This window comes from Devosia sp. LC5 (assembly GCF_000735585.1).
In the GTDB taxonomy this organism is placed as follows: Bacteria; Pseudomonadota; Alphaproteobacteria; order Rhizobiales; family Devosiaceae; genus Devosia.
In genome coordinates, this window is the sequence record NZ_JNNO01000001.1 from 195,320 (window position 1) to 222,064 (window position 26,745).

General features: G+C 62.2%; 30 protein-coding genes. 16 read left to right on the forward strand and 14 right to left on the reverse strand.

Annotation, left to right across the window (positions count from 1 at the left end):
- Nucleotides 1–41 precede the first annotated feature (41 nt).
- Nucleotides 42–626 carry an alkylhydroperoxidase gene (locus tag FF80_RS00915; protein ID WP_035096811.1) on the forward strand — a complete coding sequence of 195 codons (585 nt, stop codon included), beginning with the start codon at nt 42–44 and terminating at the stop codon, nt 624–626.
- Between the two features lie 84 nt (nt 627–710).
- Here the strand turns inward: FF80_RS00915 and gatB are convergent, their stop codons facing one another.
- The 3 genes from gatB to FF80_RS00930 form a co-directional block, all read right to left on the reverse strand.
- Nucleotides 711–2,210 (reverse strand): Asp-tRNA(Asn)/Glu-tRNA(Gln) amidotransferase subunit GatB, encoded by a 1,500-nt coding sequence (gene gatB, locus FF80_RS00920; protein ID WP_035096812.1) that lies wholly within the window; start codon nt 2,208–2,210, stop codon nt 711–713.
- 199 nt (nt 2,211–2,409) lie between these two features.
- Nucleotides 2,410–2,922: a GNAT family N-acetyltransferase gene (locus FF80_RS00925; RefSeq protein ID WP_160172773.1), complete on the reverse strand. Its 513-nt coding sequence runs from the start codon at nt 2,920–2,922 to the stop codon at nt 2,410–2,412.
- An 11-nt stretch (nt 2,923–2,933) separates the two neighbouring features.
- A complete protein-coding gene (locus tag FF80_RS00930) occupies nt 2,934–3,248 on the reverse strand; it encodes a chorismate mutase (RefSeq protein WP_035096814.1) in 315 nt (104 codons plus the stop codon).
- Nucleotides 3,249–3,531: 283 nt separating this feature from the next.
- Between FF80_RS00930 and FF80_RS00935 the strand changes: the two genes are divergently transcribed.
- Nucleotides 3,532–3,789 carry a YjhX family toxin gene (locus tag FF80_RS00935; protein ID WP_035097041.1) on the forward strand — a complete coding sequence of 86 codons (258 nt, stop codon included), beginning with the start codon at nt 3,532–3,534 and terminating at the stop codon, nt 3,787–3,789.
- Nucleotides 3,790–3,866: 77 nt separating this feature from the next.
- Here the strand turns inward: FF80_RS00935 and FF80_RS00940 are convergent, their stop codons facing one another.
- From FF80_RS00940 to FF80_RS20765, 6 genes are all read right to left on the reverse strand, one after another.
- Nucleotides 3,867–4,184: a hypothetical protein gene (locus FF80_RS00940; RefSeq protein ID WP_035096815.1), complete on the reverse strand. Its 318-nt coding sequence runs from the start codon at nt 4,182–4,184 to the stop codon at nt 3,867–3,869.
- Nucleotides 4,185–4,302: 118 nt separating this feature from the next.
- Nucleotides 4,303–5,787, reverse strand: a complete 1,485-nt coding sequence (gatA, locus tag FF80_RS00945; protein ID WP_035096816.1) for an Asp-tRNA(Asn)/Glu-tRNA(Gln) amidotransferase subunit GatA — start codon at nt 5,785–5,787, stop codon at nt 4,303–4,305.
- Nucleotides 5,780–6,238 carry a hypothetical protein gene (locus FF80_RS00950; RefSeq protein ID WP_152558218.1) on the reverse strand — a complete coding sequence of 153 codons (459 nt, stop codon included), beginning with the start codon at nt 6,236–6,238 and terminating at the stop codon, nt 5,780–5,782. Before FF80_RS00950 ends, gatA begins: the two co-directional genes overlap by 8 nt.
- Nucleotides 6,235–6,717 carry a GNAT family N-acetyltransferase gene (locus tag FF80_RS00955; RefSeq protein ID WP_035096819.1) on the reverse strand — a complete coding sequence of 161 codons (483 nt, stop codon included), beginning with the start codon at nt 6,715–6,717 and terminating at the stop codon, nt 6,235–6,237. The genes FF80_RS00950 and FF80_RS00955 overlap by 4 nt, the downstream gene beginning before the upstream one ends.
- A complete protein-coding gene (gene gatC / locus FF80_RS00960) occupies nt 6,718–7,005 on the reverse strand; it encodes an Asp-tRNA(Asn)/Glu-tRNA(Gln) amidotransferase subunit GatC (protein ID WP_035096820.1) in 288 nt (95 codons plus the stop codon).
- Between the two features lie 88 nt (nt 7,006–7,093).
- Nucleotides 7,094–7,627, reverse strand: a complete 534-nt coding sequence (locus FF80_RS20765; protein ID WP_052153029.1) for a hypothetical protein — start codon at nt 7,625–7,627, stop codon at nt 7,094–7,096.
- 69 nt (nt 7,628–7,696) lie between these two features.
- Here FF80_RS20765 and ruvX point away from each other — a divergent pair, with 69 nt between their 5' ends.
- Nucleotides 7,697–8,161 carry a Holliday junction resolvase RuvX gene (gene ruvX, locus FF80_RS00970; RefSeq protein WP_035096824.1) on the forward strand — a complete coding sequence of 155 codons (465 nt, stop codon included), beginning with the start codon at nt 7,697–7,699 and terminating at the stop codon, nt 8,159–8,161.
- On the opposite strand, the gene FF80_RS00975 is transcribed toward ruvX, so the two are convergent.
- The gene (locus FF80_RS00975; protein WP_035096826.1) at nt 8,126–9,106 is read right to left on the reverse strand and encodes an AraC family transcriptional regulator; all 981 of its coding nucleotides are present in this window, start codon (nt 9,104–9,106) and stop codon (nt 8,126–8,128) included. The genes ruvX and FF80_RS00975 overlap by 36 nt on opposite strands.
- A 140-nt stretch (nt 9,107–9,246) precedes the next feature.
- On the opposite strand from FF80_RS00975, the gene FF80_RS00980 reads away from it, so the two are divergent.
- The 6 genes from FF80_RS00980 to dprA all read left to right on the forward strand — a co-directional run bounded on the left by FF80_RS00980 (nt 9,247) and on the right by dprA (nt 14,665).
- Nucleotides 9,247–10,071: an NAD(P)H-binding protein gene (locus tag FF80_RS00980; RefSeq protein ID WP_035096828.1), complete on the forward strand. Its 825-nt coding sequence runs from the start codon at nt 9,247–9,249 to the stop codon at nt 10,069–10,071.
- Nucleotides 10,068–10,451, forward strand: a complete 384-nt coding sequence (locus tag FF80_RS00985; protein WP_035096830.1) for a DUF4345 domain-containing protein — start codon at nt 10,068–10,070, stop codon at nt 10,449–10,451. The genes FF80_RS00980 and FF80_RS00985 overlap by 4 nt, the downstream gene beginning before the upstream one ends.
- Before the next feature lie 105 nt (nt 10,452–10,556).
- Nucleotides 10,557–11,555, forward strand: coding sequence for an aspartate carbamoyltransferase catalytic subunit (locus tag FF80_RS00990; RefSeq protein WP_081917132.1), 999 nt, complete (start codon nt 10,557–10,559; stop codon nt 11,553–11,555).
- Complete coding sequence (gene pyrC, locus FF80_RS00995) at nt 11,552–12,850, forward strand: dihydroorotase (RefSeq protein ID WP_035096832.1); 1,299 nt, start codon at nt 11,552–11,554, stop codon at nt 12,848–12,850. Before FF80_RS00990 ends, pyrC begins: the two co-directional genes overlap by 4 nt.
- A gap of 54 nt (nt 12,851–12,904) precedes the next feature.
- Nucleotides 12,905–13,534 (forward strand): glycerol-3-phosphate 1-O-acyltransferase PlsY, encoded by a 630-nt coding sequence (plsY, locus tag FF80_RS01000; RefSeq protein WP_035097045.1) that lies wholly within the window; start codon nt 12,905–12,907, stop codon nt 13,532–13,534.
- Between the two features lie 27 nt (nt 13,535–13,561).
- The gene (dprA, locus tag FF80_RS01005; RefSeq protein ID WP_035096833.1) at nt 13,562–14,665 is read left to right on the forward strand and encodes a DNA-processing protein DprA; all 1,104 of its coding nucleotides are present in this window, start codon (nt 13,562–13,564) and stop codon (nt 14,663–14,665) included.
- Between the two features lie 50 nt (nt 14,666–14,715).
- Here the strand turns inward: dprA and FF80_RS01010 are convergent, their stop codons facing one another.
- Nucleotides 14,716–15,747, reverse strand: a complete 1,032-nt coding sequence (locus FF80_RS01010; RefSeq protein WP_035096834.1) for an aldo/keto reductase — start codon at nt 15,745–15,747, stop codon at nt 14,716–14,718.
- Between the two features lie 279 nt (nt 15,748–16,026).
- Here FF80_RS01010 and topA point away from each other — a divergent pair, with 279 nt between their 5' ends.
- A complete protein-coding gene (gene topA, locus FF80_RS01015) occupies nt 16,027–18,675 on the forward strand; it encodes a type I DNA topoisomerase (protein ID WP_035096835.1) in 2,649 nt (882 codons plus the stop codon).
- Nucleotides 18,676–18,864: 189 nt separating this feature from the next.
- On the opposite strand, the gene FF80_RS01020 is transcribed toward topA, so the two are convergent.
- Nucleotides 18,865–19,155, reverse strand: coding sequence for a GIY-YIG nuclease family protein (locus FF80_RS01020; RefSeq protein ID WP_035096836.1), 291 nt, complete (start codon nt 19,153–19,155; stop codon nt 18,865–18,867).
- A gap of 240 nt (nt 19,156–19,395) precedes the next feature.
- Between FF80_RS01020 and rnr the strand changes: the two genes are divergently transcribed.
- The 3 genes from rnr (at nt 19,396) to rpmG (ending at nt 22,341) form a co-directional block, all read left to right on the forward strand.
- Nucleotides 19,396–21,678, forward strand: a complete 2,283-nt coding sequence (rnr, locus tag FF80_RS01025) for a ribonuclease R (RefSeq protein WP_035096837.1) — start codon at nt 19,396–19,398, stop codon at nt 21,676–21,678.
- A 4-nt stretch (nt 21,679–21,682) separates the two neighbouring features.
- Entirely contained in the window at nt 21,683–22,078 is a 396-nt protein-coding gene (locus tag FF80_RS01030; protein ID WP_035096839.1) for a DUF983 domain-containing protein, read from the forward strand.
- A 95-nt stretch (nt 22,079–22,173) separates the two neighbouring features.
- The gene (rpmG, locus tag FF80_RS01035) at nt 22,174–22,341 is read left to right on the forward strand and encodes a 50S ribosomal protein L33 (RefSeq protein ID WP_035096841.1); all 168 of its coding nucleotides are present in this window, start codon (nt 22,174–22,176) and stop codon (nt 22,339–22,341) included.
- Nucleotides 22,342–22,718: 377 nt separating this feature from the next.
- Here the strand turns inward: rpmG and FF80_RS01040 are convergent, their stop codons facing one another.
- Nucleotides 22,719–24,089, reverse strand: a complete 1,371-nt coding sequence (locus FF80_RS01040; RefSeq protein ID WP_035096843.1) for a PleD family two-component system response regulator — start codon at nt 24,087–24,089, stop codon at nt 22,719–22,721.
- Nucleotides 24,090–24,172: 83 nt separating this feature from the next.
- Nucleotides 24,173–24,544: a response regulator gene (locus FF80_RS01045; RefSeq protein WP_035096845.1), complete on the reverse strand. Its 372-nt coding sequence runs from the start codon at nt 24,542–24,544 to the stop codon at nt 24,173–24,175.
- A gap of 100 nt (nt 24,545–24,644) precedes the next feature.
- Here FF80_RS01045 and FF80_RS01050 point away from each other — a divergent pair, with 100 nt between their 5' ends.
- From FF80_RS01050 to FF80_RS01060, 3 genes are read left to right on the forward strand one after another with little or no spacing between them, the layout of a single operon-like run.
- The gene (locus FF80_RS01050; RefSeq protein WP_035096847.1) at nt 24,645–24,923 is read left to right on the forward strand and encodes a DUF3572 family protein; all 279 of its coding nucleotides are present in this window, start codon (nt 24,645–24,647) and stop codon (nt 24,921–24,923) included.
- 2 nt (nt 24,924–24,925) lie between these two features.
- Nucleotides 24,926–26,251: a DNA polymerase IV gene (locus FF80_RS01055; RefSeq protein WP_035096848.1), complete on the forward strand. Its 1,326-nt coding sequence runs from the start codon at nt 24,926–24,928 to the stop codon at nt 26,249–26,251.
- Nucleotides 26,248–26,706, forward strand: a complete 459-nt coding sequence (locus tag FF80_RS01060) for a RidA family protein (protein ID WP_035096850.1) — start codon at nt 26,248–26,250, stop codon at nt 26,704–26,706. The genes FF80_RS01055 and FF80_RS01060 overlap by 4 nt, the downstream gene beginning before the upstream one ends.
- The last annotated feature ends 39 nt before the right edge of the window (nt 26,707–26,745 follow it).

Below are 26,745 nucleotides of genomic sequence, written 5' to 3' on the forward strand. Positions count from 1 at the left end.
GGCGGCGCTACGATCCCGCCGCGGTAACTGGAGATCGACGAGTGTTTCTCAAGACTGTCAGCCCGGAGGAAGCGACCGGCGAGGTCGCCAGGATCTACCAACACGAACAGACCAGCATCGGCTTCGTCATGGAAGCCACCCGCTGCTGGACGGCGCGGCCCGAAGTGCTGCCGCTCTATGAGCAATTTTCCGAAGGTATCAAGGCGAACTTCTCCCTCGGCATGCGCGCCTGGCGCCTCATCACCTTTATCGCCGCCAAGCAGGTGCCTTCGACCTATTGCACCCATGTCTATGCCCGCTCGCTGACCAAGGAGCTTGGCTCAAAGGACATGGTACTCGCCCTGCAGCGCGACTACCGCTCTGCGGGCCTGTCGGAAAAGGAAGTGGCGATGCTGGCCTATGCCGAGCAGGTAGCCCGCGATGCGTCCAAGATCACCAAGGCCGATATCAACGCCCTGCGCGCCGTCGGCTTCACCGATGTGGAAATCTCCGACATCGCCCTCTGCGCCTCGTTCCGCGCCTTTATCAGCCGCTTCTTCGACGCGACGGGCGCGACCCCGGAGCCGGTGTTTTTCGACGCCGACCCCGTATTTCGTGATGCGATGACTGTGGGAAAGCCGATCTAACAACGCATGTTGGAGGGCATGCATTGCACGTTCCCTCCACCGCGATCCCTTCACCCCACGGAGATGAGAGAGTTGGGGAGGCCCCTACCCGATCCCCAGCTTCTTCTTCATCAGATCGTTCAACGCCTGCGGATTGGCCTTGCCGCCCGATGCCTTCATCGCCTGCCCGACAAACCAGCCGATCATGCTCGGCTTGGCCAAGACCTTGGCGACCTGGTCGGGATTGGCGGCGATGATCTCGTCGACGATCTTTTCGATCGCCCCCATATCGGTCACCTGCTTCATGCCGCGGCGCTCGACGATCTCGGCCGGTTCGCCCTCCGGCTCCTCGGCGATCACGATCTGCAACAGGTCCTTGGCACCCTTGGACGAGATGGTGCCGGCGGCGACCAGATCGACGATGCCGGCAATCTGGTTGGGCTTCAGGTGAGTTTCCCACACCGCGAGGCCCTGGCTATTCGCAAAGGCCGCGACGTCAGCATTGAGCAAATTGGCCACGGCCTTGCCGTCCCGCTTGGTGCCGCCAAAACCCACGACAGACTCGAAATAGTCCGCCGTTTCGCGCTCGAGCGTCAGCACCATGGCATCATAGGGCGTCACGCCATAGTCACCGATGAAGCGGGCCTGCTTTTCGTCCGGCAGTTCCGGCAGCTTCTCGGCCAGGGCGGCGATAAAGGCATCGTCGAATTCGAGCGGCAGCAAATCCGGATCGGGGAAGTAGCGATAATCATGCGCTTCTTCCTTGGACCGCATGGAGCGCGTTTCGCCCAGCTTGGGGTCGAACAGGCGGGTTTCCTGGTCGATGCTGCCGCCATCTTCGAGGATATCGATCTGCCGGCGCGCCTCGTATTCGATTGCCTGCCCGGCAAAGCGCACCGAATTGACATTCTTGATCTCGCAGCGCGTACCGAATTCGCCACCGGGGCGCCGCACCGACACATTGACGTCGGCGCGCATCGAGCCCTGCTCCATATTGCCGTCGCAGGTGCCCAGATACCGCAGGATGGTGCGCAGCTTGCTCAGATATGTCTTGGCTTCTTCGGACGAGCGCAGATCGGGCTTGCTGACGATTTCCATCAGCGCCACGCCCGAACGGTTGAGGTCGACAAAGCTCATATTGGGATGCTGGTCATGGATCGACTTGCCCGCATCCTGCTCCAGATGCAGCCGCTCGATGCCGATTTCGATGCTCTCGCCATCCACATCGAGGAACACCTTGCCCTCGCCGACAATGGGGTCCTTGAACTGGCTGATCTGGTAGCCCTGCGGCAGATCGGGATAGAAGTAATTCTTCCGGTCAAACACGCTGCGCTTGTTGATCGCCGCCTTGAGCCCCAGCCCGGTCCGCACGGCCTGGCGCACGCATTCCTCGTTGATCGTGGGCAGCATGCCGGGCATGGCCGCATCCACAAAGCTCACATTGGAATTGGGCGGATTGCCGAACGCGGTCGAGGACCCGGAGAACAGCTTGCTCTCGCTCGTCACCTGCGCATGCACTTCCATGCCGATGATCACCTCCCAATCGCCAGTGGAGCCGGCGATAAGGCGCTTCGGATGCGGGGTGCGGGTATCGATGAGAGTCAATTGAGCAGTCCTAGAGGCGGGACGAAATTATGAGTAACGCATAGTGCGATGATCTGTGGGATGCAATGGCTGCCGCATCACTAGAGACCTCGTGGTGATCCTGTCGAACCGCGAGGTCGGATGAGTGGGAGACCGGGATGCCACGACCTCGCTCTTCGACAAGCTCAGGATGAGGTCTGCTGGTCGGCCGAAGGCACCATCAATCCTCGTCGTCGATTTCGCCCTCGAAGGGATCGAGCCGTTTTTCGAGATGCACGCTCATGAACGGTTCGTGTGCGGCCCGGCCGTCGGGGCGTAGCGCCAGGATGCGGTAGCCCTGCTTTTCGTAAAAGCGTACCGCGCGCACATTGTCGGCCGGCGTTTCCAGATGCACCCGGTCGGCGCCTTCCAGCTCCAGCATGGATTCCATGCGGCGCAGCAGCATGGAGCCGAGCCCATGGCCCTGCAATTCGGGCATGACGAAGAGGAACGGAATGTAGGCCCGCCGCGCCGAGCGCGAACACCAGGCCACAGCAATGCCGTCGACTTCGGCGACGATGATGCGCGCAATGCTCTCCGACACGGCCTGTGCCAGCCGGCGTTGCTCAGCTTCGCGCATGCCGGGCTTTTCGGTCAGCAGCGGCAAAATACCGCTTTCCCAGGCACGATAGGCGATATCGGCCAGCCGATGGGCGTCCTTGGGCTCTGCCTTGCGCATTGTAATACCGGGCATGGGACCTCTCCCTATTCCGCGCCTCGCCGCGCTGCGATGATGCCCTTCTCGTAATTGATGTTCCAGTCGATCAGGGTCCGCCATACAAGTTCGGCCTGATCTTCGTCGAGATCAAGAGCCAAACTGCGATCGCGGACCTTCTCGATGATCGATTCTATCCGCGCACGGTCATGGGCTTCATGTGGGTCGGTCTTGATCTGGGCCATGCGCGTCACATAGCGATGCCGCTCCGCGAAAAGGCCAAGCAGCGCCTGGTCGATCCGGTCGATCTCGACGCGGACATCGTCCTTGGTTTCACATTGGGCAGGCGATTTCAAAGCGGTCACGACAAATTCCAGTCCAGATAAGGCTGTTGCTGGTTTGCACCGGCGGGGCGCGGATTTCAACTGTGCTGCGCGCTCACTCTTGGCGGAACGCGCCGGCGGCGCTAATTTGGAAGCCTAATCAAGGTCACGCCTTATGTCTAATCAGTCTGAGATCGCCTAAGGCCCCGTCCAATCGAGACGGGGCGAGAATGAACCAGTCGACTGCCCTGCGTGATGCGGGCGGCCGATCATGTTTGTTCGCGGGCTGCTTCATGCGCCTGCCGGCACAGGCCTCAGACTATTCATGGATATTTCGAGAAACGAACAGCGGGTGCTGCACGCCCTCGCGCAGGGCGGATGCATTGCACTGCTCCGGGACGACAATGGCAAGGTGACCGGCCTTGAATTCTACAATCGCGACGGCTGGCTGATGACCAATTGTACCTTGGCATTGTTCAAAAAACTCAAGGCCAAAAAGGCGATCAAATCATCCGGCGGCAAACCATACCGGATCACCAAGCGCGGATTGGAACTGGTGCGAAGTGAGGTGAGTAATCGGTAGAGGCACCTCTCCTCCCCAACCGCCGCATCTCCCTCGGGCTCGACCCGAGGGAGATGCGGCGAGTAGAGAAACGCCCCCTAATGCCGCGTCACTTCACTCAGCGCCGCAGCAATATGTTCCCATTCCTGCGACACACTTGCCGTCGCCCGGCGCTTACCCGCGCGGCGATACCAATAGTCCGCGTTGCCCATATCGGCCTCGATCCAGTGCATCAGGGCATGCACCCAATCGAACTGCTGCACGCCTTCCATGGCCTGCACGATGATATGCGCCTGTTCCCACTCGGGGCCCACGCGCAGTCCGCCCTTCTTGAGCCACCACAGCGCCTGCAGCGGTTTGCTCATGTCCTTGGGCGGCTCGGACCAGTCGAGCGAGGTAAAAATGTCAGAGGCCATCGGCGAAGTTCCTGTCGGCCCGGACGCCGCCATGGGCCGCGTCACAACCAGTTTCAATTTGTGCATGGTCGCCAAGTAGTGCGGATTTTAACCGGGATCAAGTCACCCCGGCTTTTGCTCACCACCACGGCTTGGGCGAAAAGTCGGTGTCTGCACTGCGCTCGATCACGCGGGCGGCCGCAAACAGCGTCTCTTCGTCGAACGGCTTGCCGATCAGCTGCAGCCCCAAGGGCAGCCCCTGCCCGTCCTTGCCGGCTGGCACAGCAATGCCCGGCAGTCCGGCCATATTGACCGTCACCGTGAACACGTCGTTGAGATACATAGCGACCGGATCGGCAGCCAGCGCCTCGTCGCCAATGCCAAAAGCAGCCGAAGGGGTAGCCGGGGTCAGGATAGCGTCGACGCCGGCGTGGAAGGCATCTTCAAAGTCCTTCTTGATCAGCGTGCGAACCTTTTGCGCCTTGACGTAATAGGCATCGAAATAACCGGCAGACAGCACGTATGTGCCGATCATGATGCGGCGCTTGACCTCGCGGCCGAACCCGGCGGCGCGCGTCAGCTCGTACATATCGGTAATGTCCTTGCCCGATACGCGCAGCCCGTATTTGACGCCATCATAACGCGCCAGGTTGGACGAAGCCTCGGCCGGCGCCACGATATAATAGGCCGGCAAGGCATATTTGGTGTGCGGCAGCGAGATGTCCTTGACCGTCGCGCCTTCGGCCTTGAGCCATTCCAGGCCCTGGCTCCACAGCTTCTCGATTTCGGCCGGCATGCCGTCCATGCGGTATTCGCGCGGCACGCCAATGGTCAGGCCCTTGACGCCGCGTTCGACCGCAGCGGCAAAGTCCGGTACCGCCAGATCGACGCTGGTCGAATCCTTGGGATCGAACCCGGCCATCGAGGTCATCAGCAGCGCGGTGTCTTCCACCGTGCGGGCAATCGGGCCTGCCTGGTCGAGCGAGGAGGCAAAAGCCACCACGCCCCAGCGCGAGCAGCGGCCATAGGTCGGCTTGATGCCGACGGTGCCGGTAAAGGCCGCCGGCTGGCGGATCGAACCGCCGGTATCGGTGGCGGTCGCGCCGGCACAAAGCCAGGCGGCAACAGCCGCAGCCGAGCCGCCCGAGGAGCCGCCGGGCACCAGATTGGCATTGCCGCCTTCGGCGCGGATCGGGTTGATTACCGGGCCATAATAAGATGTCTCGTTGGACGAGCCCATGGCGAATTCGTCCATGTTGAGCTTGCCCAGCATCACCGCGCCATCGCGCCAGAGATTGCTCGTCACCGTCGATTCATATTCGGGCCTGAAGCCATCCAGGATATGGCTGGCGGCCTGGGTATGCACGCCCTTGGTGCCGAACAGATCCTTGATGCCCAGCGGAATGCCTTCCAGCGCCCCGCCCTGCCCTTGCGCCAGCTTCTCGTCGCTGGCCTTGGCCATGTCGAGCGCCTGCTCCCCCGTCACCGCCACATAGGCGTTGAGCTTGGGATTGGCGGCTTCGATCGCCTTTAGATAGGCGCCGGTCAGTTCGGTGGAGGTGAAGCTCTTGTCCTTGAGCCCCTTGCGGGCCTGGGCAAGGCTCAGTCTGGTCAGGTCAGTCAACGGGGATCTCGCTCAGATTGTCGCAGCGGTAATACAAAGTCGCGCCCGGCGTAACGGTCGCGTCAGAAGCCTCGAAAACACCAGCAGCCTGCATGGCTGCGTCATAGGACGAGACCACCTGGATAGTCTTCTCGTCATAGGGCGTTATGGCAAAGGTGTCGGGATAGACTTCACCCAGCGCATCGCAAATCCCCATGGCGAGGAAGGAGCGATTGGTCGGGTGGCTTTTGACGTCGAAAAAGTCGCAGCTGTATTCCAGCGACTGGATGCCGCCCGAAAAGGTCATCACCGCGATATTGGCGTCGGACATGGCATCGGCCCCGCCCTTCTCCAAAGCCTCACAGGTCTCGGGCGGCGTGACGTAAAGCTTGCTCTGGTCGATGGTGAATTCGGGCTGGGCGAAGGCCGGCGCGGCCAAGAGGCCCAGGCCCAGGGCGAGTATCATTCTCATGCTGTCTGCTCCTGGCGAAGTGGCTTCTCAAAAAACGCCGACCACTGGCTGTCCGGATAATCGAGGAACGGGCCGCGTGCCACAAATCCGCTGCGCGTATAGAGCCGATGTGCCTCGGGCATGTCAGCCGCGGCCCCGGTTTCAAGCATCAGCACATCCAGCCCGCGGTCCTGTGCCAACCTGACAATGGCGTCCAGCAACGCCGAACCCACGCGCTTGCCACGCACTTCGGGGTCCGTGAACATCCGCTTGACCTCGCCCATGCCAGGCGAATGCACTTTGAGGGCCCCGCAGCCAATGGCCCGCCCATCCTCATCCCGTGCAACGAATACAGTGGTATCTGCGCCAGCCATCTGCTCGACGGTCAGCTTGAACTGGAATTCGGGCGGCGACAGCGGCAGCAGATAGGCATTGAGCTTGTCGATCAGGCCGCGCACATCATCCTGCAGCGGCGTTTCGATGGCGATGGAAACCGCCATTTACTCGACCACCTTGGGCACCATGAAGAAATTGTCTTCGCTGAGTGGAGCATTGCTGACGATCTTGTCGGCATAGCCGCCATCGCTGATCACGTCGTCGCGGCGGCGCAGTGTCATCGGCGTCACCGAGGTCATCGGCTCGACGCCCGAAACGTCCACTTCCGCTAATTGTTCGACAAAGCCGAGAATGGCATTGAGCTCGCTCTGGTAGCCGGCGACCTCTTCTTCTTCGATGCGAATGCGGGCCAGGCGCCCAATGCGCTTTACGGTTGCGGCATCGACGGACATGTCAAACTCCAGAAAATTGCGGCACGATTTTCCGCTTCAATAGCAATGCGCGGCTACAAAATACAATGAAATTGGCTTATGCGCCGGATCAGACTTCCAGCGCCATGGAAGGTTCAAGCGCCACCAGCCCCGCACCATCCAGCCGATCGCGCAGCGCTGCCACCGCCATATCGATATCGGCCTCGCCGCCACCCAGCACCAGCAGCTTGGGCGCCGAAGCCTCCAGTAGCGCCCCGCCGAGCCCAGCAAGCGCTGCGCCATCACCCAGCAGCACAACCACGGCTTCACCCGCCCAGCGCCCTAGAACCGGCAATTCATCTGTTACCAATAATACCGGCGGCTCGCCCGCTGCATCCACCAGCGCAGCCCCCCGCCCTACCCGAAAAACCGCAACCGCCTCAGGGTCCGAACCCTCATCAACCAGCCGTGCCGACCGCCTTGGCTTCCACCGCGCCGCATCCACCTCGGGCAAACCATCCCCCCGTGATTCGAACTGCCCATCCGCCCCGGACACCAGTTCCGCCGCGTCGATTCCCGCGGGCGCCGCCCCGGCATCCATCACCAAAATCTGCCCACCAATATGTATCCGCAGGGTCGTGCTGCCAAACCAGGTGAGTTTCATCTGAGCTTTCCTGTCGCCATTTGCGTGGCGAGCCTATAGGACACAAACGATGAAGCAAGCCAGCACAGCATGACCGACGAGCTCTCCGCCAATCCGCTCGAATCGATTCCCCCCTCCGGCCGGATCATGGGTCTCGATCTGGGCACCAAGACCATCGGCGTCGCCGTGTCCGACGGCATGCGCTATTCGGCCACGCCGCTCGAAACCATCAAGCGCACCAAATTCACCCAGGACGCGATCCGGCTCGAAGAGCTGATCGCCCAGAACAATATCGCCGCCATCATCCTGGGCCTGCCGCTCAACATGGATGGGTCCGAAGGCCCGCGCGTGCAATCCACCCGCGCCTTTGCCCGCAGCCTTGCCCAACGCATTTCGCTGCCCATCGCCTTCTGGGACGAGCGCCTCTCCACGTCCGCCGTCACCCGCATGATGATCGACGCCGACCTGCGCCGCGACCGCCGCGCCGAAATCGTCGACAAGCTGGCTGCCAGCTACATTCTACAAGGCGCCCTGGATCGCCTGCGGCACAGCTAGCTTGCGCACGCCGCCCGGCGGAATTCCAAAGAACTGCTTGAAGGCCCGTCCGAACGCCGCTTCGGACTGATAACCCGCCCGGCTGGCCACCACGCCCACCGGTTCGCGCGTTTCCAGCAATTGCGCCCGCGCCAGGTGCAGCCGCCACTGCGCCAGATATTGCATGGCCGGCTGCCCCACCAATTCGGTGAAGCGCGCCGAAAACGCCGATCGCGACATGCCGGCTTCATTGGCCAGGTCCGCGACACTCCAATCGTGGTCTGGCTGGCGGTGCATCAGGGCCAGCGTCCGGCCAATCTGCTTGTCGCGCAACGCCGCCAGCCAGCCCAGATTGGCCTCGGGCGCCCGGTCCAGCCAGGTGCGGATCGCCTGGATCACCAGGATATCGGCGAGCCGCGTCATCATGGTTTCCCCGCCGGGCCGCAATGTGCTTGCCTCCCGGGCAATCAGCGACAGCGTGCTCTGCAGCCAGCTGCCGATCTCATCCTCCCAGGCATCGATGCGCAGCATGTCCGGCAGCAAGGCCACCAGCCGCTTGGCCGCGACGTGATCGAACTGTACGACTCCCGCCGTGGCGCGGGTCATTTCGCCACCTCCGCCGTGCTGCATGATTTCGTAGCGGTCGCTAACCTTGTTGACCGGAACATCGAACAGCGGCGTAGGCACCGCGTCCGGTGCGCTGAGCAGGTCGTACGTATTGCCATGGGGCAGTAGCACCATGGTGCCCTGCTGCAGCGCTACCGGTTCCTCCCCCGGCAGGCGCAGCCAGCAGCGGCCCGACGTGACGATCACGAACATCATGGAATCGATCAGCTGCGGCATGACCAGGCCCCAGGGCGCGGTCATTTCGGCGCGGCAATAGAGCGTGCCGGTCAGGTGCAGCATATGCAGCACTTCACCCAGCGGGTCGGATAATGGCGCGGGCTGGAAATGGGCTTGGGTCATGATCTCCCTCGTACCATCCAATAGGCCCATAGTCCACACGATTGGACGTTCTGCATATTATTGAAGCCTCATCATCATTGATGATCCAACCTACTCGGCGCATCTTCTAGTGCATAGCAACACCGACACGGATCAATGAAATGACCTCACCCATCCTCGTTATCGGCGCTACCGGCAAGGTCGGCAGCCGCATCGTCGCCAAGCTGGAAGCCCAGAGCCGGCCCGTGCGCGGCGCCTCCCGTCGTTCAACGCCTGCCTTCGACTGGGAGGACGACGCCACCTGGAGCCCGGCACTCGCCGGCGCCGAAGCCGTCTTCGTGGCCTTCATGCCGGATCTGGCAGCCAGGGGGGCGCCCGAAGCCATTGCCAAATTCGCCGAAAAGGCCATCGCCGCCGGCGTCAAGCAAGTGGTCCTGCTCTCCGGCCGGGGCGAAGACAATGCCCTGCGCAGCGAAGCCATCATCCAGGCCTCGGGATTGGGCTACACCATCGTCCGCGCCAGTTGGTTCAACCAGAACTTCAGCGATGGGGTTTTCCTGCCCGCGGTTCTCGAAGGCTTCATCTCCCTGCCCGCCGGCAACCGCAAGGAGCCCTTCATCGATGTCGATGATATTGCCGATGTCGCCGTTGCGGCCCTGACCGACCAGCGCCATCTTGGCCAACTCTACGACGTCACCGGCCCGCGCCTGATGACCTTTGCCGAAGCCGCAGCCGAAATCAGCGCCGCTGCCGGCCACCCCGTCACCTATGCCCATATCGCGTTGCCGGATTTCCACGCCGCCCTGGTTCCCGAAGTCGGCGCGCCCACAGCAGATTTTCTGCGCGATCTCTGCGAGGAGGTCTTCGACGGTCGCAACGAATCCCTGAGCAATGGGGTGCAGCGCGCCCTCGGCCGCCAGCCGCGGGACTTTGCCGATTATTGCACCGCAATGGCCGCAACCGGCATCTGGAAACGGGCGGCATGATCCGGGCGGCCTATCTGATGCTCGCCGGTCTCATTGGGGCCGGTCTGGGCACGATGATTCTCTTCGCGCCGGTCCCGTTTTACGCCGGATACGACATTGATCCCGGCGGACAGGTCAACCTGCTCAATGAATTGCGCTCGCATGGCCTCTCGCTGCTCGGCGCCGGCATCTTCATCGCTTCCGGCGCCTTCCTTTCGCGGCTGGCTTCCGCTGCCACCATTGTCGCCACCGGTCTCTACCTGGGTTACGGCGTCTCCCGCCTGGTCGCCATTGCCCTCGACGGCCTGCCGTCCTGGGGCTTGCTTGGGGCCGGGGCGGTCGAGCTTGCCCTGGGCCTCGCCGGTCTCGGCCTGCTGCTGCGCAGCCGCGCGGCAACCTGAGCCGATCAGCGGCCACTCACCCGGCCGTTGATTTCCCCGCCTTTTGGGCTTGCCCCCCATCGCCCCCTCCGCTAGACCGCTGCAAATATCGCAGGATGGGAGCGCATGGCACAAACTCGCGCCAGCAAGACCGCAACGCCCGCCGGTTCGACCGGCGACTTCCCCCCATTTAACCAGCGCCATCTGCTTTCGATAGCCGACCTCAAGCAGCACGAGATCATCGATCTGCTCGATCGCGCCGAACGCATGGTTCCGGTCAGCCGGCAGGAGCGCAAGACGCTCCCCACCCTTTCCGGCAAGACGCAGATTAATCTCTTCTTCGAACCATCGACTCGCACCCAGGGCTCGTTCGAGATCGCTGGCAAGCGGCTGGGCGCCCTGGTCATGAACATGTCGGTCAAGACCAGCTCGGTATCCAAGGGCGAAACCCTGATTGACACCGCCACCACGCTCAACGCCATGCGGCCCGACGTCATCGTGGTGCGCCACTCTGCGGCCGGCGCGGTGGAATTGCTGTCGCAAAAAGTCGGCTGCGCGGTGATCAATGCCGGTGACGGCGCCCATGAGCACCCGACCCAGGCCCTGCTCGATGCCCTGACCATCCGCAACCACAAGGGCCGCATTTCGGGGCTCACCGTCGCTATCTGCGGCGATATCGCCAACTCCCGCGTCGTCCGCTCCAATCTGCTGCTGCTCGGCGCGCTCAATGTGCGCACCCGCGTCATCGCCCCGCGCAATCTGCTGCCCGCCGGCATCGAACACCTCGCCACCGAAGTGTTCACCGATATGCGTGAAGGCCTCAAGGATGTCGACGTGGTCATGATGCTGCGCCTGCAGCATGAGCGCGCCAATGGCCGCATGATCCCCTCGGTCCGTGAATATTACCGCTTCTACGGGCTGGACGCGGAAAAACTCAGTTTTGCCAGGCCCGACTGCATCGTCATGCATCCCGGCCCGATGAACCGGGGCGTCGAGATCGATCCTGCCATTGCCGATGGCCCGGCCTCCGTGGTCACCGAACAGGTTGAAATGGGCGTCGCCGTGCGCATGGCCGTGCTCGATGCCCTGCTGCCGGCCAGAAATATCGCGGGGAACGAAATATGAGCCGTCCCCTCCTCATCGAAAATGCCCGCATCGTAGATCCGCCCTCGGGCACTGACCAGCAAGGCGCGGTCCTCGTCGAAAACGGCCTCATTTCCGATATCGCCTTTGGTGGTCCGGTCGGCGTGCCCGAGGATGCTGAAGTCTTCAACGCCCGTGGCCATGTGCTCTCGCCCGGCCTGATCGATATGCGCGTTTTTACCGGCGAACCCGGCAAGGAATATCGCGAAACCCTTGCCTCGGCGGGCGAAGCCGCTGCCGCTGGCGGCGTCACCAGTTTCGTCATGATGCCCGACACTACTCCCGTAGTGGATGATGGCGCCCTGATCGATTTTCTGATCCGTCGCGCCAAGGCGACCAGCAAGGTCAACGTCCTGCCAGCTGGCGCCATCACCAAGGGGCTGGACGGTCAGGAAATGACCGAATTCGGCTTGCTCAAGGAAGCCGGTGCCGTCTGCATCACCGATGGCCGCCGCTCGATCCAGTCGACTTCGCTGCTGCGCACCGTGATGAGCTACGCCGCCAATTATGGCCTCACGGTCGTCCACCACGTCTCCGACAAGGGGCTGACCGGCGATGGCGTGATGAATGAAGGCCTCTTCGCCACCATTCTGGGCCTCAGGGGCATTCCCCGCGAAGCCGAGACCATCCCCCTCGCCCGCGATTTGCAATTGGCTGCCCTCACCGGCACCAAATATCATGCCGCCCAGATCTCCTGCGCCGGCTCGGTCGACCTCGTCGCCGCCGCCAAGAAACGCAACGCATCGGTTACCGCTGGTATCTCGATCAACAATCTGGCGCTCAACGAAAATGACATCGGCCGCTACCGCACCTTCTTTAAACTTTCGACACCGCTGCGCTCCGAAGATGATCGCCAGGCAGTCATCGAGGGCCTGCGCAATGGCACGATCGACACCATTCACTCCGATCACGATCCCCAGGATTCCGAGGTCAAGCGCCAGCCCTTCGCCGAAGCCTCCGATGGCGCCATCGGCCTCGAGACCCTGCTGGCCGCCGCCTTGCGGCTGGTTCATTCCGGCGATATCGATCTGCTGACGGTGCTGCGCGCCATGACCAGCCGGCCGGCCGATATTCTGGGCCTGCCCAGTGGGCGTATCGCCAAGGGCGCGCCGGCCGATCTGATCGTGTTCGATCTCGACTATCCCTGGCAGGTCACCGAGCGCGAAATCCGTTCACGCTCGCACAATACCGCCTTTGAAGGCGCGCGACTTGCTGGCAAGGTGCTGCGCACAATCGTGGGCGGCCAAACCGTCCATACCCATGTCGAGGAGAGCTGATCCGTGACGGATTCCTATGTGCCGATGTTCGCGAGCTGGCTGTTTGGCGGCGCCATGCTGCCTGGCCTCGTCATCACGCTGCTCATCGCCTACCTGTTCGGCTCCATTCCCTTCGGCCTGTTTCTGACCCGCGCCGCCGGGCTGGGCGACATCCGCCAGATCGGCTCCGGTAACATCGGCGCTACCAATGTGCTGCGCACCGGCAATCGCTGGATCGCGGCGGCCACCCTGTTGCTGGATGCCGCCAAGGCCTCCGTGGCTATCCTCGTGGCCCGCACGCTGCTCAATAATCCCGGCCTGCCCGTGGGCGGCGATCCCGCCCTGCCGCTCTATCTGGCAGCTTTTGGCGCGTTTCTGGGCCATTGCTTCCCCGTCTGGCTCGGCTTCAAGGGCGGCAAGGGCGTCGCCGTGATGATCGGCAGCCTGCTCACCCTGTCCTGGCCGGTCGGGCTGATCTTCTGCGGCGTCTGGCTACTCATCGCTTTCACTCGCAAGCTGTCGTCCCTTGCGGCCCTCACCGGCGCGGCCACCGCGCCGATCTTTGCCTATGTGGTGGTCGATGAATGGCTGGCGGCCACGGCAGCCGTGCTGGCGATCCTGCTCTTCTACCAGCACCGCGAAAATATCATGCGGTTGATGTCTGGCACCGAGCCCAAGATCGGCTCCGAAAAGAAGGGCTCATAGGCCTTGGCGCTGCGCTCGGGTGGAAATATGTTGACCCCGTCGCAGCGCGTCGCCTGGCTTCGCCTGCTGCGCACCGACAATGTGGGCCCCGTCACCTTCCGCCAATTGCTCAACCGGTTCGGCTCCGCCGAGGCGGCGATCGACGCCCTGCCGGGCCTGCTCAAGCGCACCGGCAAGCCGCTGCGCGTCACCACGCCATCGCAGGCCGAAGATGAGATTGCCGGGCTCCAGCGCTATGGCGCGCGCCTCGTCGCCACCGGCGAAGCAGGCTATCCCGATCTGCTCAATCACATTTCGGCGCCGCCGCCGCTTATCACCATGGCCGGTGGCGAAAACCTCGATTGGCAGCGAACGGTCGGCATTGTCGGCGCCCGCAACGCCTCGTCCGCTGGCATCAAGATGACGCGCCTGCTGGCAACCGATCTGGGCGAACGCGGCTATACCGTGGTCTCGGGCCTGGCCCGCGGCATCGATACGGCCGCCCATCAGGCCAGCCTCACCACCGGCACCATCGCCGTTCTCGCCGGCGGCTTCGACAAGATCTATCCGTCCGAGAACATCCCGCTCGCCCATGACATTCTCGACAATGGCGGCGCCCTGCTGACCGAAATGCCGCTAGGCTGGGAACCGCGCGCCCGCGACTTCCCCAGGCGTAACCGGCTGGTTTCGGGTCTGTCCCTCGGCATTGTCGTGGTCGAAGCTGCCAAGCGCTCCGGCTCGCTCATCACCGCGCGCTTGGCGCTCGAACAAAACCGCGACGTCTTCGCCGTGCCTGGCTCGCCGCTCGACCCGCGCGCCGAAGGCGGCAATTCACTGATCCAGCAAGGCGCCAAGCTGATTACCAATGCTGAAGACATCATCGAAACGCTCGGCAGCGCCGACCCCGCCCGCAACGCCCTGTTCGACCCGCCATGGGAGCCGGACCTGGGCATCGAAGCCGCAGAACCGGCCCCCGGCGACGATGAAAAATCCCGGCTTCTCTCGGCTCTCAGCGCCACGCCTGTCGAAATCGACGAACTGATCCGCCAATCCAGCCTCACCGCTGCCGCTATGCAAATGCTGCTGCTCGAACTCGACCTGGCCGGCCAGATCGAGTGGTCGAGCGGGCAATTGGTGGCGTTGAAATACTAGCTATCCACCTCTACCCTCGCCCCTTGAGGGAAAGGGGAGAAGGAAGAAACCTACCGCCCGCCTTCGATGTTGCGGTTCCGCTGGTTGATGCCGCCAGTCCCATAGGGATAGTCGGCCATCACCGGCTTGCTGACATCACCCAAGGTCTGCAGGTCACCTGCACTCAGCTTGAGTGCCGCCGATTTGAGGTTGTCGGCCAATTGCTCCTGCGTCCGGGCCCCCAGGATCACCGAGGCCACCGCCGGTTGCGCTGCGACCCAGGCCAATGCCACCTGCGCCATGCTGACGCCGCGCGCCTTGGCGATATCCTCGACCGCCCCGATCACCGCCCAAGTGCTGTCCTTGGCATTGCGGGCCTCGAAGGCTTCCATGCCGCGCTTGGGATTTTCGCCGAGCCGTGTCGCGCCAGTCGGCATCTGGTCGCGCTTATACTTGCCCGAGAGCCAGCCGCCACCCAAGGGCGACCATGGCAGCAGGCCAATGCCGGCATCCAGCGAGGCCGGCACGATCTCGTGCTCGATGTCGCGCACCAATAGGCTATATTGCGGCTGCAGCGTCACCGGGGGCTGGTAGCCGTTGAGCTTGGCCAGCCACACCGCCTTGGTCAGTTGCCAGCCGGTGAAATTGGAAAAGCCGTAATAGGCAATCTTGCCGTTACGGATCGAGTCATCGAGAAAGCGCAGCGTTTCCTCGAGCGGCGTCAGCACGTCAAAGGCGTGCATCTGATAAAGATCGATCTGCTCCACCCCCAGCCGCTTGAGCGAAGCATCGAGCGCCGCCCCCAGATGCTTGCGCGACAGGCCCAGATCGTTCGGCCCCTGCCCCATGGGAAACCGCCCCTTGGTGGCGATGACCAGGTTTTGCGCCCTGCCCGGCTTGTCCTTGAGCCAGCGCCCGATAATCTCCTCGGAAACACCCGCGCTATAGACGTCGGCCGTGTCGATGAAATTGCCGCCCGCAGCCACATAATCGTCCAGCAACTTGAACGAGGTGGCCTCATCGGCCTCGCTGCCGAAGGTCATCGTGCCCAGGCACAGATGCGAGACGACAGCGCCGCTATTGCCGAGTTTGCGATAGTCCATGTCATATCTCCTGAAACGGCCCTTGGCGACGCTCCGGAGACGATCGCGCGCACAGGCGCAAACCGGTCAATCGGGGAGCAATGCATAGAGGGCGAAGCGCAGAACGCGCGACAAGCATTTGTGCACATCTGGTATGGCAGATGCAAGACAGTCGGCGCCCGCAAATTTTCCTCTCTCTAAGAGAGAGTGCAGCCACTCCCATTTGCCCACATTGACAGCGCCGCTCGCCTTCACCATGTTGCGCCACCTCAAGACAAGCGGTTGCGGAACGGAATATCCATGAAGGTCGTCGTCGTTGAAAGTCCGGCTAAAGCCAAGACAATCAACAAATATCTGGGCTCGGGCTATGAAGTCCTGGCGTCCTTCGGCCATATCCGCGATCTCCCCGCGAAGGACGGATCGGTCCGTCCCGATGAAGATTTCGCCATGTCCTGGGAGGTCGATACGGCCTCCAGGAAACGCGTTGCCGACATTGCCAACGCCCTCAAGGGCGCCGATGGCCTGATCCTCGCCACCGACCCTGACCGCGAAGGTGAGGCGATTTCCTGGCACATCCTGGATGTCCTCCGCGCCAAGAAGGCGATCAAGAAGGACACATCCGTCCAGCGTGTCGTGTTCAACGCCATCACCAAGGATGCCGTGACCGCCGCGATGGCCAGGCCGCGCGATATCGATATGCCGCTGGTGGATGCCTACCTGGCCCGCCGTGCCCTCGATTACCTCGTGGGTTTCACCCTCTCGCCCATCCTCTGGCGCAAGCTGCCCGGCTCCCGTTCGGCCGGCCGCGTGCAGTCGGTGGCGCTGCGCCTGGTCTCCGACCGCGAAGCCGAGATCGAAAAGTTCAAGGCCGACGAATATTGGACGGTCGAAGCCAAGCTGGCCCAATCGGGCAAGAGCTTCCTGGCGCGCCTTTTCTCGGTCGATGGCAAGAAAACCGATAAGCTCGACATCAAGACCGGCGAGAACGCCGCAGAGCTCAAGCAATTGATCGAGGCGGGCCAGTTCAACGTCTCCAACGTCGAAAAGAAGCCGACCAAGCGCAATCCCTACGCGCCCTTCACCACGTCCAGCCTGCAGCAGGATGCGTCGTCCCGGCTGGGCCTCTCGCCCAACCGTACCATGCAGATCGCCCAGCGCCTCTACGAAGACGGCCTGATCACCTATATGCGTACCGACGCCGTGCAGATGGCGCCCGAGGGCATATCCATGGCTCGCTCGGTCATCGGCAAATATTTCGGCGAGGAATACCTGCCGGAAAAGGCCCGCATCTATCAGACCAAGGCCAAGAACGCCCAGGAGGCGCACGAAGCCATCCGCCCCACCGACATGTTCAAGCGGCCGGAAAATCTCAATCTGGATGCCGACCAGTCCAAGCTCTATGGCCTGATCTGGCGCCGTACGCTGGCCAGCCAGATGAAGTCCGCCGAGATCGATCGCACCACTGTCGACATCGCCGTCAATGTGCCCGGCCGCCAGGTCGAACTGCGTGCTGTCGGCTCGGTCGTCACCTTCCCGGGCTTCCTCAAGCTCTATGGCGTCGAGGTCAAATCCGACGAAGATGAGGAAGACGAGGACAGCCGCGAACTGCCCCCGCTCGCCGTGGGCGACAAGCCCGACCTGCAATCGGTCGATATCGAGCAGCATTTCACCCAGCCGCCGAGCCGCTATACCGAAGCCAGCCTCATCAAGAAGATGGAAGAACTCGGCATTGGCCGCCCCTCCACCTATGCGGCGACGCTGACCACCCTCAAGGATCGCGACTATGTCCGCCTTGAGGGCAAGGCCCTGCATCCCGAAGATCGCGGCCGCATCGTCACCGCTTTCCTAGAGAGCTTCTTCACGCGCTATGTCGAATATGGCTTCACCGCGGGCCTGGAAGAACAGCTCGACCAGGTCTCCGCCGGCGACCTTGAATACAAGACCGTGCTGCGCGATTTCTGGAAGGATTTCACGCATGCCACCGACGAGATCAAGGATCTGCGCGTCTCCGAAGTGCTTGACGCGCTGAACGAATTGCTCGCCAGCCGCATCTTCCCGCCCAAGGAAGACGGCTCCGATCCGCGCCGCTGCCCCACCTGCGGCACCGGCCAGCTCTCGCTCAAGCTGGGCAAGTTCGGCGCCTTTATCGGCTGCTCGAACTACCCCGAATGCAAGCACACCATGCAGCTCTCGGACGCGGCCAATGGCCAGTCCAGCGAAGCCGCACAGGGCGATGGCATCCTGGGCACCGATCCGGAATCGGGCGAAGAGGTCCACCTCAAGACCGGCCGTTTCGGCCCCTATGTCCAGCTCGGCGACGGCAAGGAGCCCAAGCGCAGCTCCCTGCCCAAGGGTTGGGAAGCAACCACGCTCAATCTCGAACAGGCGCTCAAGCTGCTGTCGCTTCCCCGCGAGGTGGGCTTGCATCCCGAGACCCAGCTCCCCATATCCGCTGGTATCGGCCGCTACGGCCCCTTCGTCCTGCATGATGGCAAATATGCCAACCTGCCCGATGTCGAAGAGGTTTTCACCGTCGGCATCAACCGCGCCGTCGACCTGATCGCCCAGAAAGCCGCTGGCGGCTTCAAGCGCGGAGGCGGCGCCTCGGTGGCCGCCATCCAGACCTTCGAGCACGATAACGGCCCCATCACCGTCCGCGCCGGCCGCTACGGCCCCTATGTCAACCAGGGCAAGATCAACGCCACCATCCCCAAGGACGTGCAGCCCGAGGCGGTAACGCTCGACCAGGCCGTGCAGTGGATCGCAGCGCGAGCCGAAGCCACGGGGACGAAGGTGAAGAAGGCTCCGGCAAAAAAGGCCGCTGCCAAGAAGCCGGCGGCGAAAAAGGCAACAACTAAAGCTGCAGGTGAAAAGCCTGTGGCCAAGAAAGCGGCGCCGAAGAAGGTGGCGGTGAAAAAGGTCGTGTCGGACGAAGACGTGCCTTTCTAGGCGCTCCCGCCCGATCCACACATTTCACTCCACTCACCTCCCCACCGGATCTCCCTCGGGCTTGACCCGAGGGCCTTTAGGATCGGCACGTTCCTAACGAGTGTGCATTGGGAGAGTGGCCCTCGGGTCAAGCCCGAGGGAGATCCGGGGTTAACTAATAAGTGCGTCGCCACCAAAATGCGACACACCTCACCCGTGCCCTAACCCAAAATACAGATCATCCCATTCGGGGTTATGCTTCTCGATCAGCTCATCCTTCCACGCCCGCACCCAGTGCTTGATATTATGCTCGCGCTGCATGGCCCGGTGCATATTCTGGTGTTCCTCGAAATACACCAGCAGATGGCAGTGATGTTCCTTGGTGAACCCCGGAACCACCGCGTTCTTATGCTCCCACACCCGGCGAACAAGATCGCCGGTCGCACCGACATAGACGGTCCCAAATTTCCGGTTTGCCATGATGTAAACCCAAGCCGCCATCCTCTTCCCCGAGCTTGAACCCAAAACCCAACCACCCACCGGATCTCCCTCGGGTTTGACCCGAGGGCCACCATCCGACGGCACAGTGTTTCAATTTGAGCTCAGTGGTTCACCGGCAGGCCCTCGGGTCAAACCCGAGGGAGATGCGGTGGTTGAACTGCAATCAATCACCCACCACCCAAAATTGGCAATCCCCACGGATTTGCCCTATCTATCACCCAACACACAGAAACATATTGAATGCCCATCCCACCCAAAAAACCAAAAAACACCTCCGGCCCCAGGCGCGCGCGACAACCCGCTGCTGGCGCCTTACCCACCCGCGAACAGCTGCTTGAGGCTCTCGCCCAGCAGTCCGACATCAAGGGCAAGCGCGATCTTGCCAAGGTCTTCGGCATCCGCGGCGACATGCGACGGCCGTTCAAGGCCATGCTGGCCGAGCTTGAGGGCGAGGGGATTATCACCCGCACCCGCAAGGCCCTGCGCCGCACCGCCGCCCTGCCCCATGTGACCGTGCTCGACATCCCCACCGATGCCGACCCGGACAATCTCCATGCCTTCCCCGCGCAGTGGAACGAGGAAGAGGGCGAGCGTCCGCGCGTCGCCGTCATCCAGGGCCGTGATGCTCGCGTTGCGCCTGCTCCGGGCGACCGTATTCTGGCCCGCATCGATGCCGGCGAGGCCGAAGTGCCGGTCTATACCGCCAGGCCGATGAAAATCCTCGACAAGCCCCGCAAGGGCCAAATTGGCATTGTCCGCATGGATGATGATGGCGCCCGCCTGATCCCGGTCGATCGCAAGCAGAAGGAAATGCGCATTCCGCTCGGCGATCTGCTGACCGCCAGCGATGGCGACCTCGTCGAAGTCGAGGTCAAGCTATCTGGCCGCCTGATGATTCCGCGTGCCAAGGTCGTCGCAGTCATTGGCAACCCCATGTCGGAAGGCGCGATCAGCCTGATCGCCATCCATAATCTCGAAATCCCCTACCGCTTCCCTGCCTCCGTCACGCGCGAGGCCGAAGAGGCCAGGGAAGCCACCTTAAAGGGCCGCGAAGACTGGCGCGAATTGCCGCTGGTCACTATCGACCCGCCCGACGCCAAGGACCATGACGACGCCGTCTATGCCGAGCCCGATACGGACGCAGCCAATCCCGGCGGTTTCATCGTCTATGTCGCCATTGCCGACGTCGCCGCCTATGTGCGCCCCGGTACTGCGCTCGATCGCGAAGCCTATCTGCGCGGCAATTCGGTCTATTTCCCTGACCGGGTCGTCTCCATGCTGCCCGAACGCATTTCCAATGAGCTGTGCTCGCTCAAGGAAGGCGAGCCACGCGCTTCGCTCGCCGTACGCATGGTCATGGGCGCAGATGGCCGCAAGCGCAGCCACAGCTTCCACCGGGTGCTGATGCGTTCGGCCGCCAAGCTCAGCTACCAGCAGGCTCAGTCCGCCATCGATGGCAATCCCGATGACAAGACCGGCCCGATCCTCGAACCGATCCTGCGTCCCCTCTGGGCCGCCTACGCCACCATGGCCAAGGCGCGCGACCAGCGTGGTCCGCTTGATCTGGATCTGCCCGAGCGCAAGATCGTGCTCGACGACAAAGGCCTGGTGAAGGATATCCGTATCCCCGACCGGCTCGATGCTCATCGCCTCATCGAGGAAATGATGATCGCGGCCAATGTGGCGGCGGCCGAAACGCTGGAATCCAAACGCTCGCCCCTGCTCTATCGGGTGCATGACGAGCCCAGCAGCGAAAAGCTGCAGGCCTTGCGCGATTTCCTCGGCTCGCTCGACATCGCGGTCAAGAAGTCCGATTCCGTCCGCGCCAGCGATTTCAATGGCGTACTCGCCCAGTCCCGCAAGGCGGGCAATATCGAGCAGGTCAGCGAGATGGTGCTGCGCAGCCAGGCCCAGGCACTCTATGCGCCGGACAATTACGGCCACTTTGGCCTCAACCTAGACCGCTACGCCCACTTCACCTCGCCCATCCGCCGCTATGCCGATCTCATCGTGCACCGCGCGCTCATCAAGTCACTGGATCTGGGCAGCGATGGCCTGTCCGAGCAGGAAGGGCTCAAGCTCACCGGCATCGGCCAGCACATCTCCGCCACCGAGCGCCGCGCCATGCTGGCCGAGCGCGAAACCGCCGACCGCCTGCTGGCCCAGTTCCTCTCCGCCCAGATCGGCGCCCGCTTTGAGGGCCGCATTTCCGGCGTTACCCGTTCGGGCCTGTTCGTGCGCCTGCTCGATACCGGGGCCGATGGTTTTATCCCCGCCTCCACTCTGGGGCAGGATTATTACCGCTATGTCGAAGAGATGCAGTCCATGGTGGGCGAGCGTACCGGCGAAAAGTTCAGCCTGGGCGATCGCGTAACCGTACGGCTGCTCGAAGTTGCCCCGATTGCCGGCGCCATGCGGTTCGAATTGCTGTCCGAAGGGACGCGCGTCAATCCGTCATCTGTCCGCCGCGGGCAGAAGCGCCCATCTGGGAGTTACGGGCCCAAGGGCCGCAAAAAGAGGTGATGAAATGACCGCAGAGGTCACGACGTTGGAAGATCGGCAAACCTGGCAGGCCATCGGGCGCGGCACGATGTGCAAGTGTCCCCATTGCGGCAAGGGCAAGATGTTCAAGTCCTACCTCAAGGTCACCGATTATTGCGCATCCTGCGGCGAGCAGCTCGATCTGCACCGCGCCGACGATTTCCCGCCCTATATCGCCATCATGATTGTCGGCCACCTGCTGGTCGCTGTCATGCTGCACATGGAAATGACCTGGCACGTCAATCCTATGCTCTATATCTACACCATGGTGCCGCTGGCCATCATCCTGCCGCTGGCCATTCTGCCCTCCACCAAGGGGGCAATTGTCGGTTTTCAGTGGGCCAGGCGCATGCATGGCTTCGGTCACCCGGCGCAAGCCTGAACTGCAGCTTGACAATCGGCGCCAAATCCGTAGGTTGCGCCCAAATTCCGGCGCTGCCATCCGCAGCGCCTTTGGTTTTGTGAAGGACCCGAAGAATGGCCAAAGCCGCCTCCGTAAAGATCAAGCTGGTGTCGACGGCCGATACTGGTTTCTACTACGTCACCAAGAAGAACGCCCGCACCCAGACCGAGAAGCTGTCGTACAACAAGTACGATCCGGTCGTGCGCAAGCATGTCGAATTCAAGGAAGCCAAGATCAAGTAATCTGGCGCCTTTTCGACCTGAAATGCAAAAGCCCCGCATCATCGATGCGGGGCTTTTTGCTGTTGTCATTAGCGCGACAAATGCGACGTCGATGCTAGCAATCCGTTAGCACAAAGGCATAAGTGGCTGGTCCGGAGCGGCATGTCGAAGAGGCCACTCTATCCGCGTCCGGACCAGCCGCCCCACGGGGCTCAGGAGTTGCGGCATTCCCGAGACAGGCCGTAGGGAGCTGTGAGCGCGGATGCGTAAGTAGTGCCCCGCAGCTTGATGGGACCCTACTCCGGAGCATCGGAAACTCAAGCAAATCCGGGCGCCTGGCGCCGGTAAGTTCTTGTTAATTATAACAGATAACCCTAACGCGTCCAATTGCAGCTTTCTCAGGCCGCGTCGAACACCACCCTGTTGCGGCCTTCGCGCTTGGCCCGGTACAGCGCCACATCGGCCCGCTTGACCAGCGTCTCCGGCGTATCGCTCAAACTTTCATTGAGCGCAACGCCAACCGACACCGTCACCCCGATCATCCGCCCCGCCCCAGCCTCAAAACTCCGCTCCGCCACCGACTGCCGCACCCGCTCGGCAATCGATTCTGCCTGGCGAACATCGGTATCGGGCATCAGCACAACGAATTCCTCGCCACCAAAGCGGCAGGCCAGGTCCACCCCGCGGATATTGCGTTTCAGCCTTATGGCGAACTCCCTGAGCACCGCATCGCCGATATCGTGGCCATAGGTATCGTTGACCGCCTTGAAGTGATCCACATCAAGGATCATCAGCGCCATATCGCGGCCCTGCGTCTGGGCTTTGTTGAGCATACCCCCCAGATGCCGCTCGAAATAGCGCCGGTTATAAAGCCCGGTCATGTCGTCGGTAACGGCCATGGCCATGGTCTGGTTGACGCTGTGGCGCAACTCGGTGGCATAGCGCTGCCGCCGGATCTGCGTCCGCACCCGAGCCGCCAGTTCATTGCGCTCCACCGGCCGCATGATGAAATCGTTGACGCCCAGATCGAGCGCCCGCACCACCTTGGGCCTGTCGGCATCGTCGGCCACCAGAATGATCGGCAAATTGCGCGTATGCTCCAGCGTGCGGATCTGCGAGCAGACCCGTAGCGGATCAAAATCAGTCAGCGCCATGGCGATCAGCGCCAGCTCATACTGCGCACCAGTGACCTGGAACACCGCGTCCGCCGGTTGGGTCAGCACGTCGACCCGGTGGCCGGGTGCCAGATAATTCTTGATGCGCTCGGCATGGCGCACATCTGTATCGACAATGAGGATCGCGCCATTGTCGACGTTGATCTTGTCCATCGCCCGGAACGAATCCTCGATGGCGATCTGCTGGCCGGTCACGGCGCGGGAGCGCAGCTCATCGGTCAAAGATTTGAGGCGCACCAGGCTTTTGACCCGGGCCATCAGTTGCATGTCATCGACCGGCTTGGTCAGGAAGTCGTCGGCGCCAACGTCGAGCCCCTTGACCCGGTCGGAGGGCTGGTCGAGCGCAGTGATCATCAGTACCGGCACGTGGTGAGTGCGGGTGTTGGCCTTGAGCCGCCGGCAGACCTCGAAGCCGTCCATGACGGGCATCATGACGTCGAGCAGCACCATATCGACATCCGAGCTTTCGCAGATATCGAGGGCTTCCTGACCCGACGATGCGGTTACAACATCAAAATATTCCGCACTCAGCCGCGCCTCCAGCAGACGGACATTGGTGGGGATATCGTCGACGATGAGAATGCGCGCAGTCACTTGGCAGCCTTCAGCTCATTGCCCACCCTGCAGCGTCCACTGCGGATTCGGAGCAAGCCGGATTGGCCTTTAAAGATGACCGTTCAGGCCGGACCAATATAGTGGGCAATAGTTTCCAGAAAATGAGGCACCGAGATGGGTTTACTAATGTATCCCTCGCATCCGCCCTGCAAAATCCGCTCCTCATCGCCCTTCATGGCAAAGGCGGTGACGGCGATAACCGGAATATGGGCCAGGTCTTCGTCGTCCTTGAGCCATTTGGTGACCACCAGGCCCGAAACTTCGGGCAATTGGATATCCATGAGAATCAGGTCGGGATGGTGGGCGCGTGCCAGATCGAGCGCTTCCATCCCATTCCGGGTCTGGATAACGGCATAGCCGCGCGATTCGAGTAGATCGTTGAAGAGCTTCATGTTCAGCTCGTTATCTTCCACGATCATCACAGTCTTGGGCATCGATCCATCCTCGCGCCGCCGGGGCGCTGGCGACACTTCGCTTTGCCGCCCCGTTCAGCTACCATGCTATCTCTTACAAAACACCAAATGAGGCTTGGCGTTGCCCCGTACGCAGACTGCACAACCCGATGTGGCAAGCCTCGCTGATTCCTGCCTGGCCTATCTCGCGGAAAATCCCGACGAATTGCTGGCTTTCATGCAATTTGCCGGTTTTGACCCCGATATGCTGCGCCGCTCCGTCGGCTCATCCGCGCTGCAGCACGGCCTCGTAGACTACTTTGCCTCAAATGAGTCGATTCTGCTCGCCCTCTGCGCAAATACCGGCATCACGCCCGAAGCGTTCATGCGCGTGTGGCAGCGCCTCAACCCATCGGGGTAGATATGGCAGTCGATTGGCTCTGCCGCGATTGCCTGGTGCATGGCTCCGCCACTGCCGCGCCGCAGCGCTGCCCAAGTTGCGGCTCACCGCGCCTGCGGGCGCATGAGGAGCTGTTTGCACTAACAACGGCCCATGTCGATTGCGATGCCTTCTACGCGTCGGTCGAAAAGCGCGACGATCCTTCGCTGCGCGACAAGCCACTGATCATCGGCGGCGGCGTGCGCGGCGTGGTGTCCACCTGCTGCTACATCGCCCGCCAGTCCGGCGTTCGCTCGGCCATGCCGATGTTCAAGGCGCGGCAACTGTGTCCCGATGCCGTCATCATCAAGCCGAACATGGCCAAATATGTTGAGGTCAGCCGCCAAATTCGCCGGCATATGGATGTGCTCACCCCATTGGTCGAGCCCCTTTCTATCGACGAAGCCTTTCTCGATCTCTCCGGCACCCAGGCGCTGCATAAAGCCCCGCCTGCTCTGGTGCTCGCCCGCTTTGCCAGAACTATCGAAACCAAGATCGGCGTCACCATTTCGGTGGGCCTGAGCCACAACAAGTTCCTCGCTAAGGTCGCGTCCGATCTCGACAAGCCCCGCGGCTTTGCGGTGATCGGCGCTGCCGAGACGCTGTCCTTCCTCGCACCGCGGCCGATCAGCCTCATCTATGGTGTCGGCAAAGTGCTGGCCGAGACTTTGCGCAAGGACGGGCTGGTGACCATCGGCCAATTGCAGGATGAGCCGCCGGAAAACTTGATGCGCCGCTATGGCGAAATGGGCGCCCGCCTGGCGCGGTTGGCTCGCGGCGAGGATAGCCGGCGGATTTCGTCAGATAATGAAATGAAAACAGTCTCTTCGGAGACGACATTCAATACCGATATAAGCTCGCTCGAAGCCCTCTCCACCGAGTTGCTGCATGTCACCGAACGGCTCTCCGAGCGGCTCAAGGCTAAGAATATCGTCGGCGATACAGTAACGCTGAAACTGAAATCTGCCGGTTTCCGCTTGCGTACGCGCGCCCGGCACTTGATGATCCCCACACAGCTTGCCAGTGTGATCTATGAAACCGGGCTGTCGCTGCTGGGTCGCGAGCTCGATGGCACAGCATTCCGGCTGATTGGAATCGGTGTTTCGGGTATTGAACCGGCCGATGGAACCGATCCGGCGGATTTGCTGGAGCCAGCAGTGGCCCGCAAGGCTGCCGCTGAACGCGCCATGGATCGGGTTCGCACCCGGTTTGGCCGCGAGGCGGTGGTCCGGGGCAAGCTCTATGGAAAACGGCAGGCGCCGCCGCCGCTCGATATCGATGACGACCAGAACGAAGGTAAGACCAGATGACCAGCCCGATCGAAAAGCTCCGTGAATATGGCTATGAGCTGCCCGCCCCCAAGGCGCCGGTGGCCAGCTATGTTCCGGTCACCCGGACCGGCAATATTCTCTATGTATCGGGGCAGATTTCGAGCAATGAGGGCGGCGTCATCACGGGCCTTCTGGGTGACACGATGAATGTCGTACAAGGTGGCAATGCCGCCGAGCTGGCTGCGCTCAACGTACTCTCGCAGATCGTGCATATGGGTGGCGTGCCGCTGCAGGATATCAAGCGCATCCTCAAGGTGACGGTTCTGGTCGCCTCGACCCCCGACTTCACCGAACAGCATCTGGTGGCTAATGGCTGCTCCAACCTGCTGGTCGGCGTGCTCGGCGACAAGGGCAAGCACGCCCGTGCAGCCTTCGGCGTTGCCTCGCTACCCTTCGGCGCAGCCGTAGAGATCGAAGCCGTCGTCGAGGTCTGAGTGTAACGCCATCGTCACATTGCGGTGCCACTGAGGCCC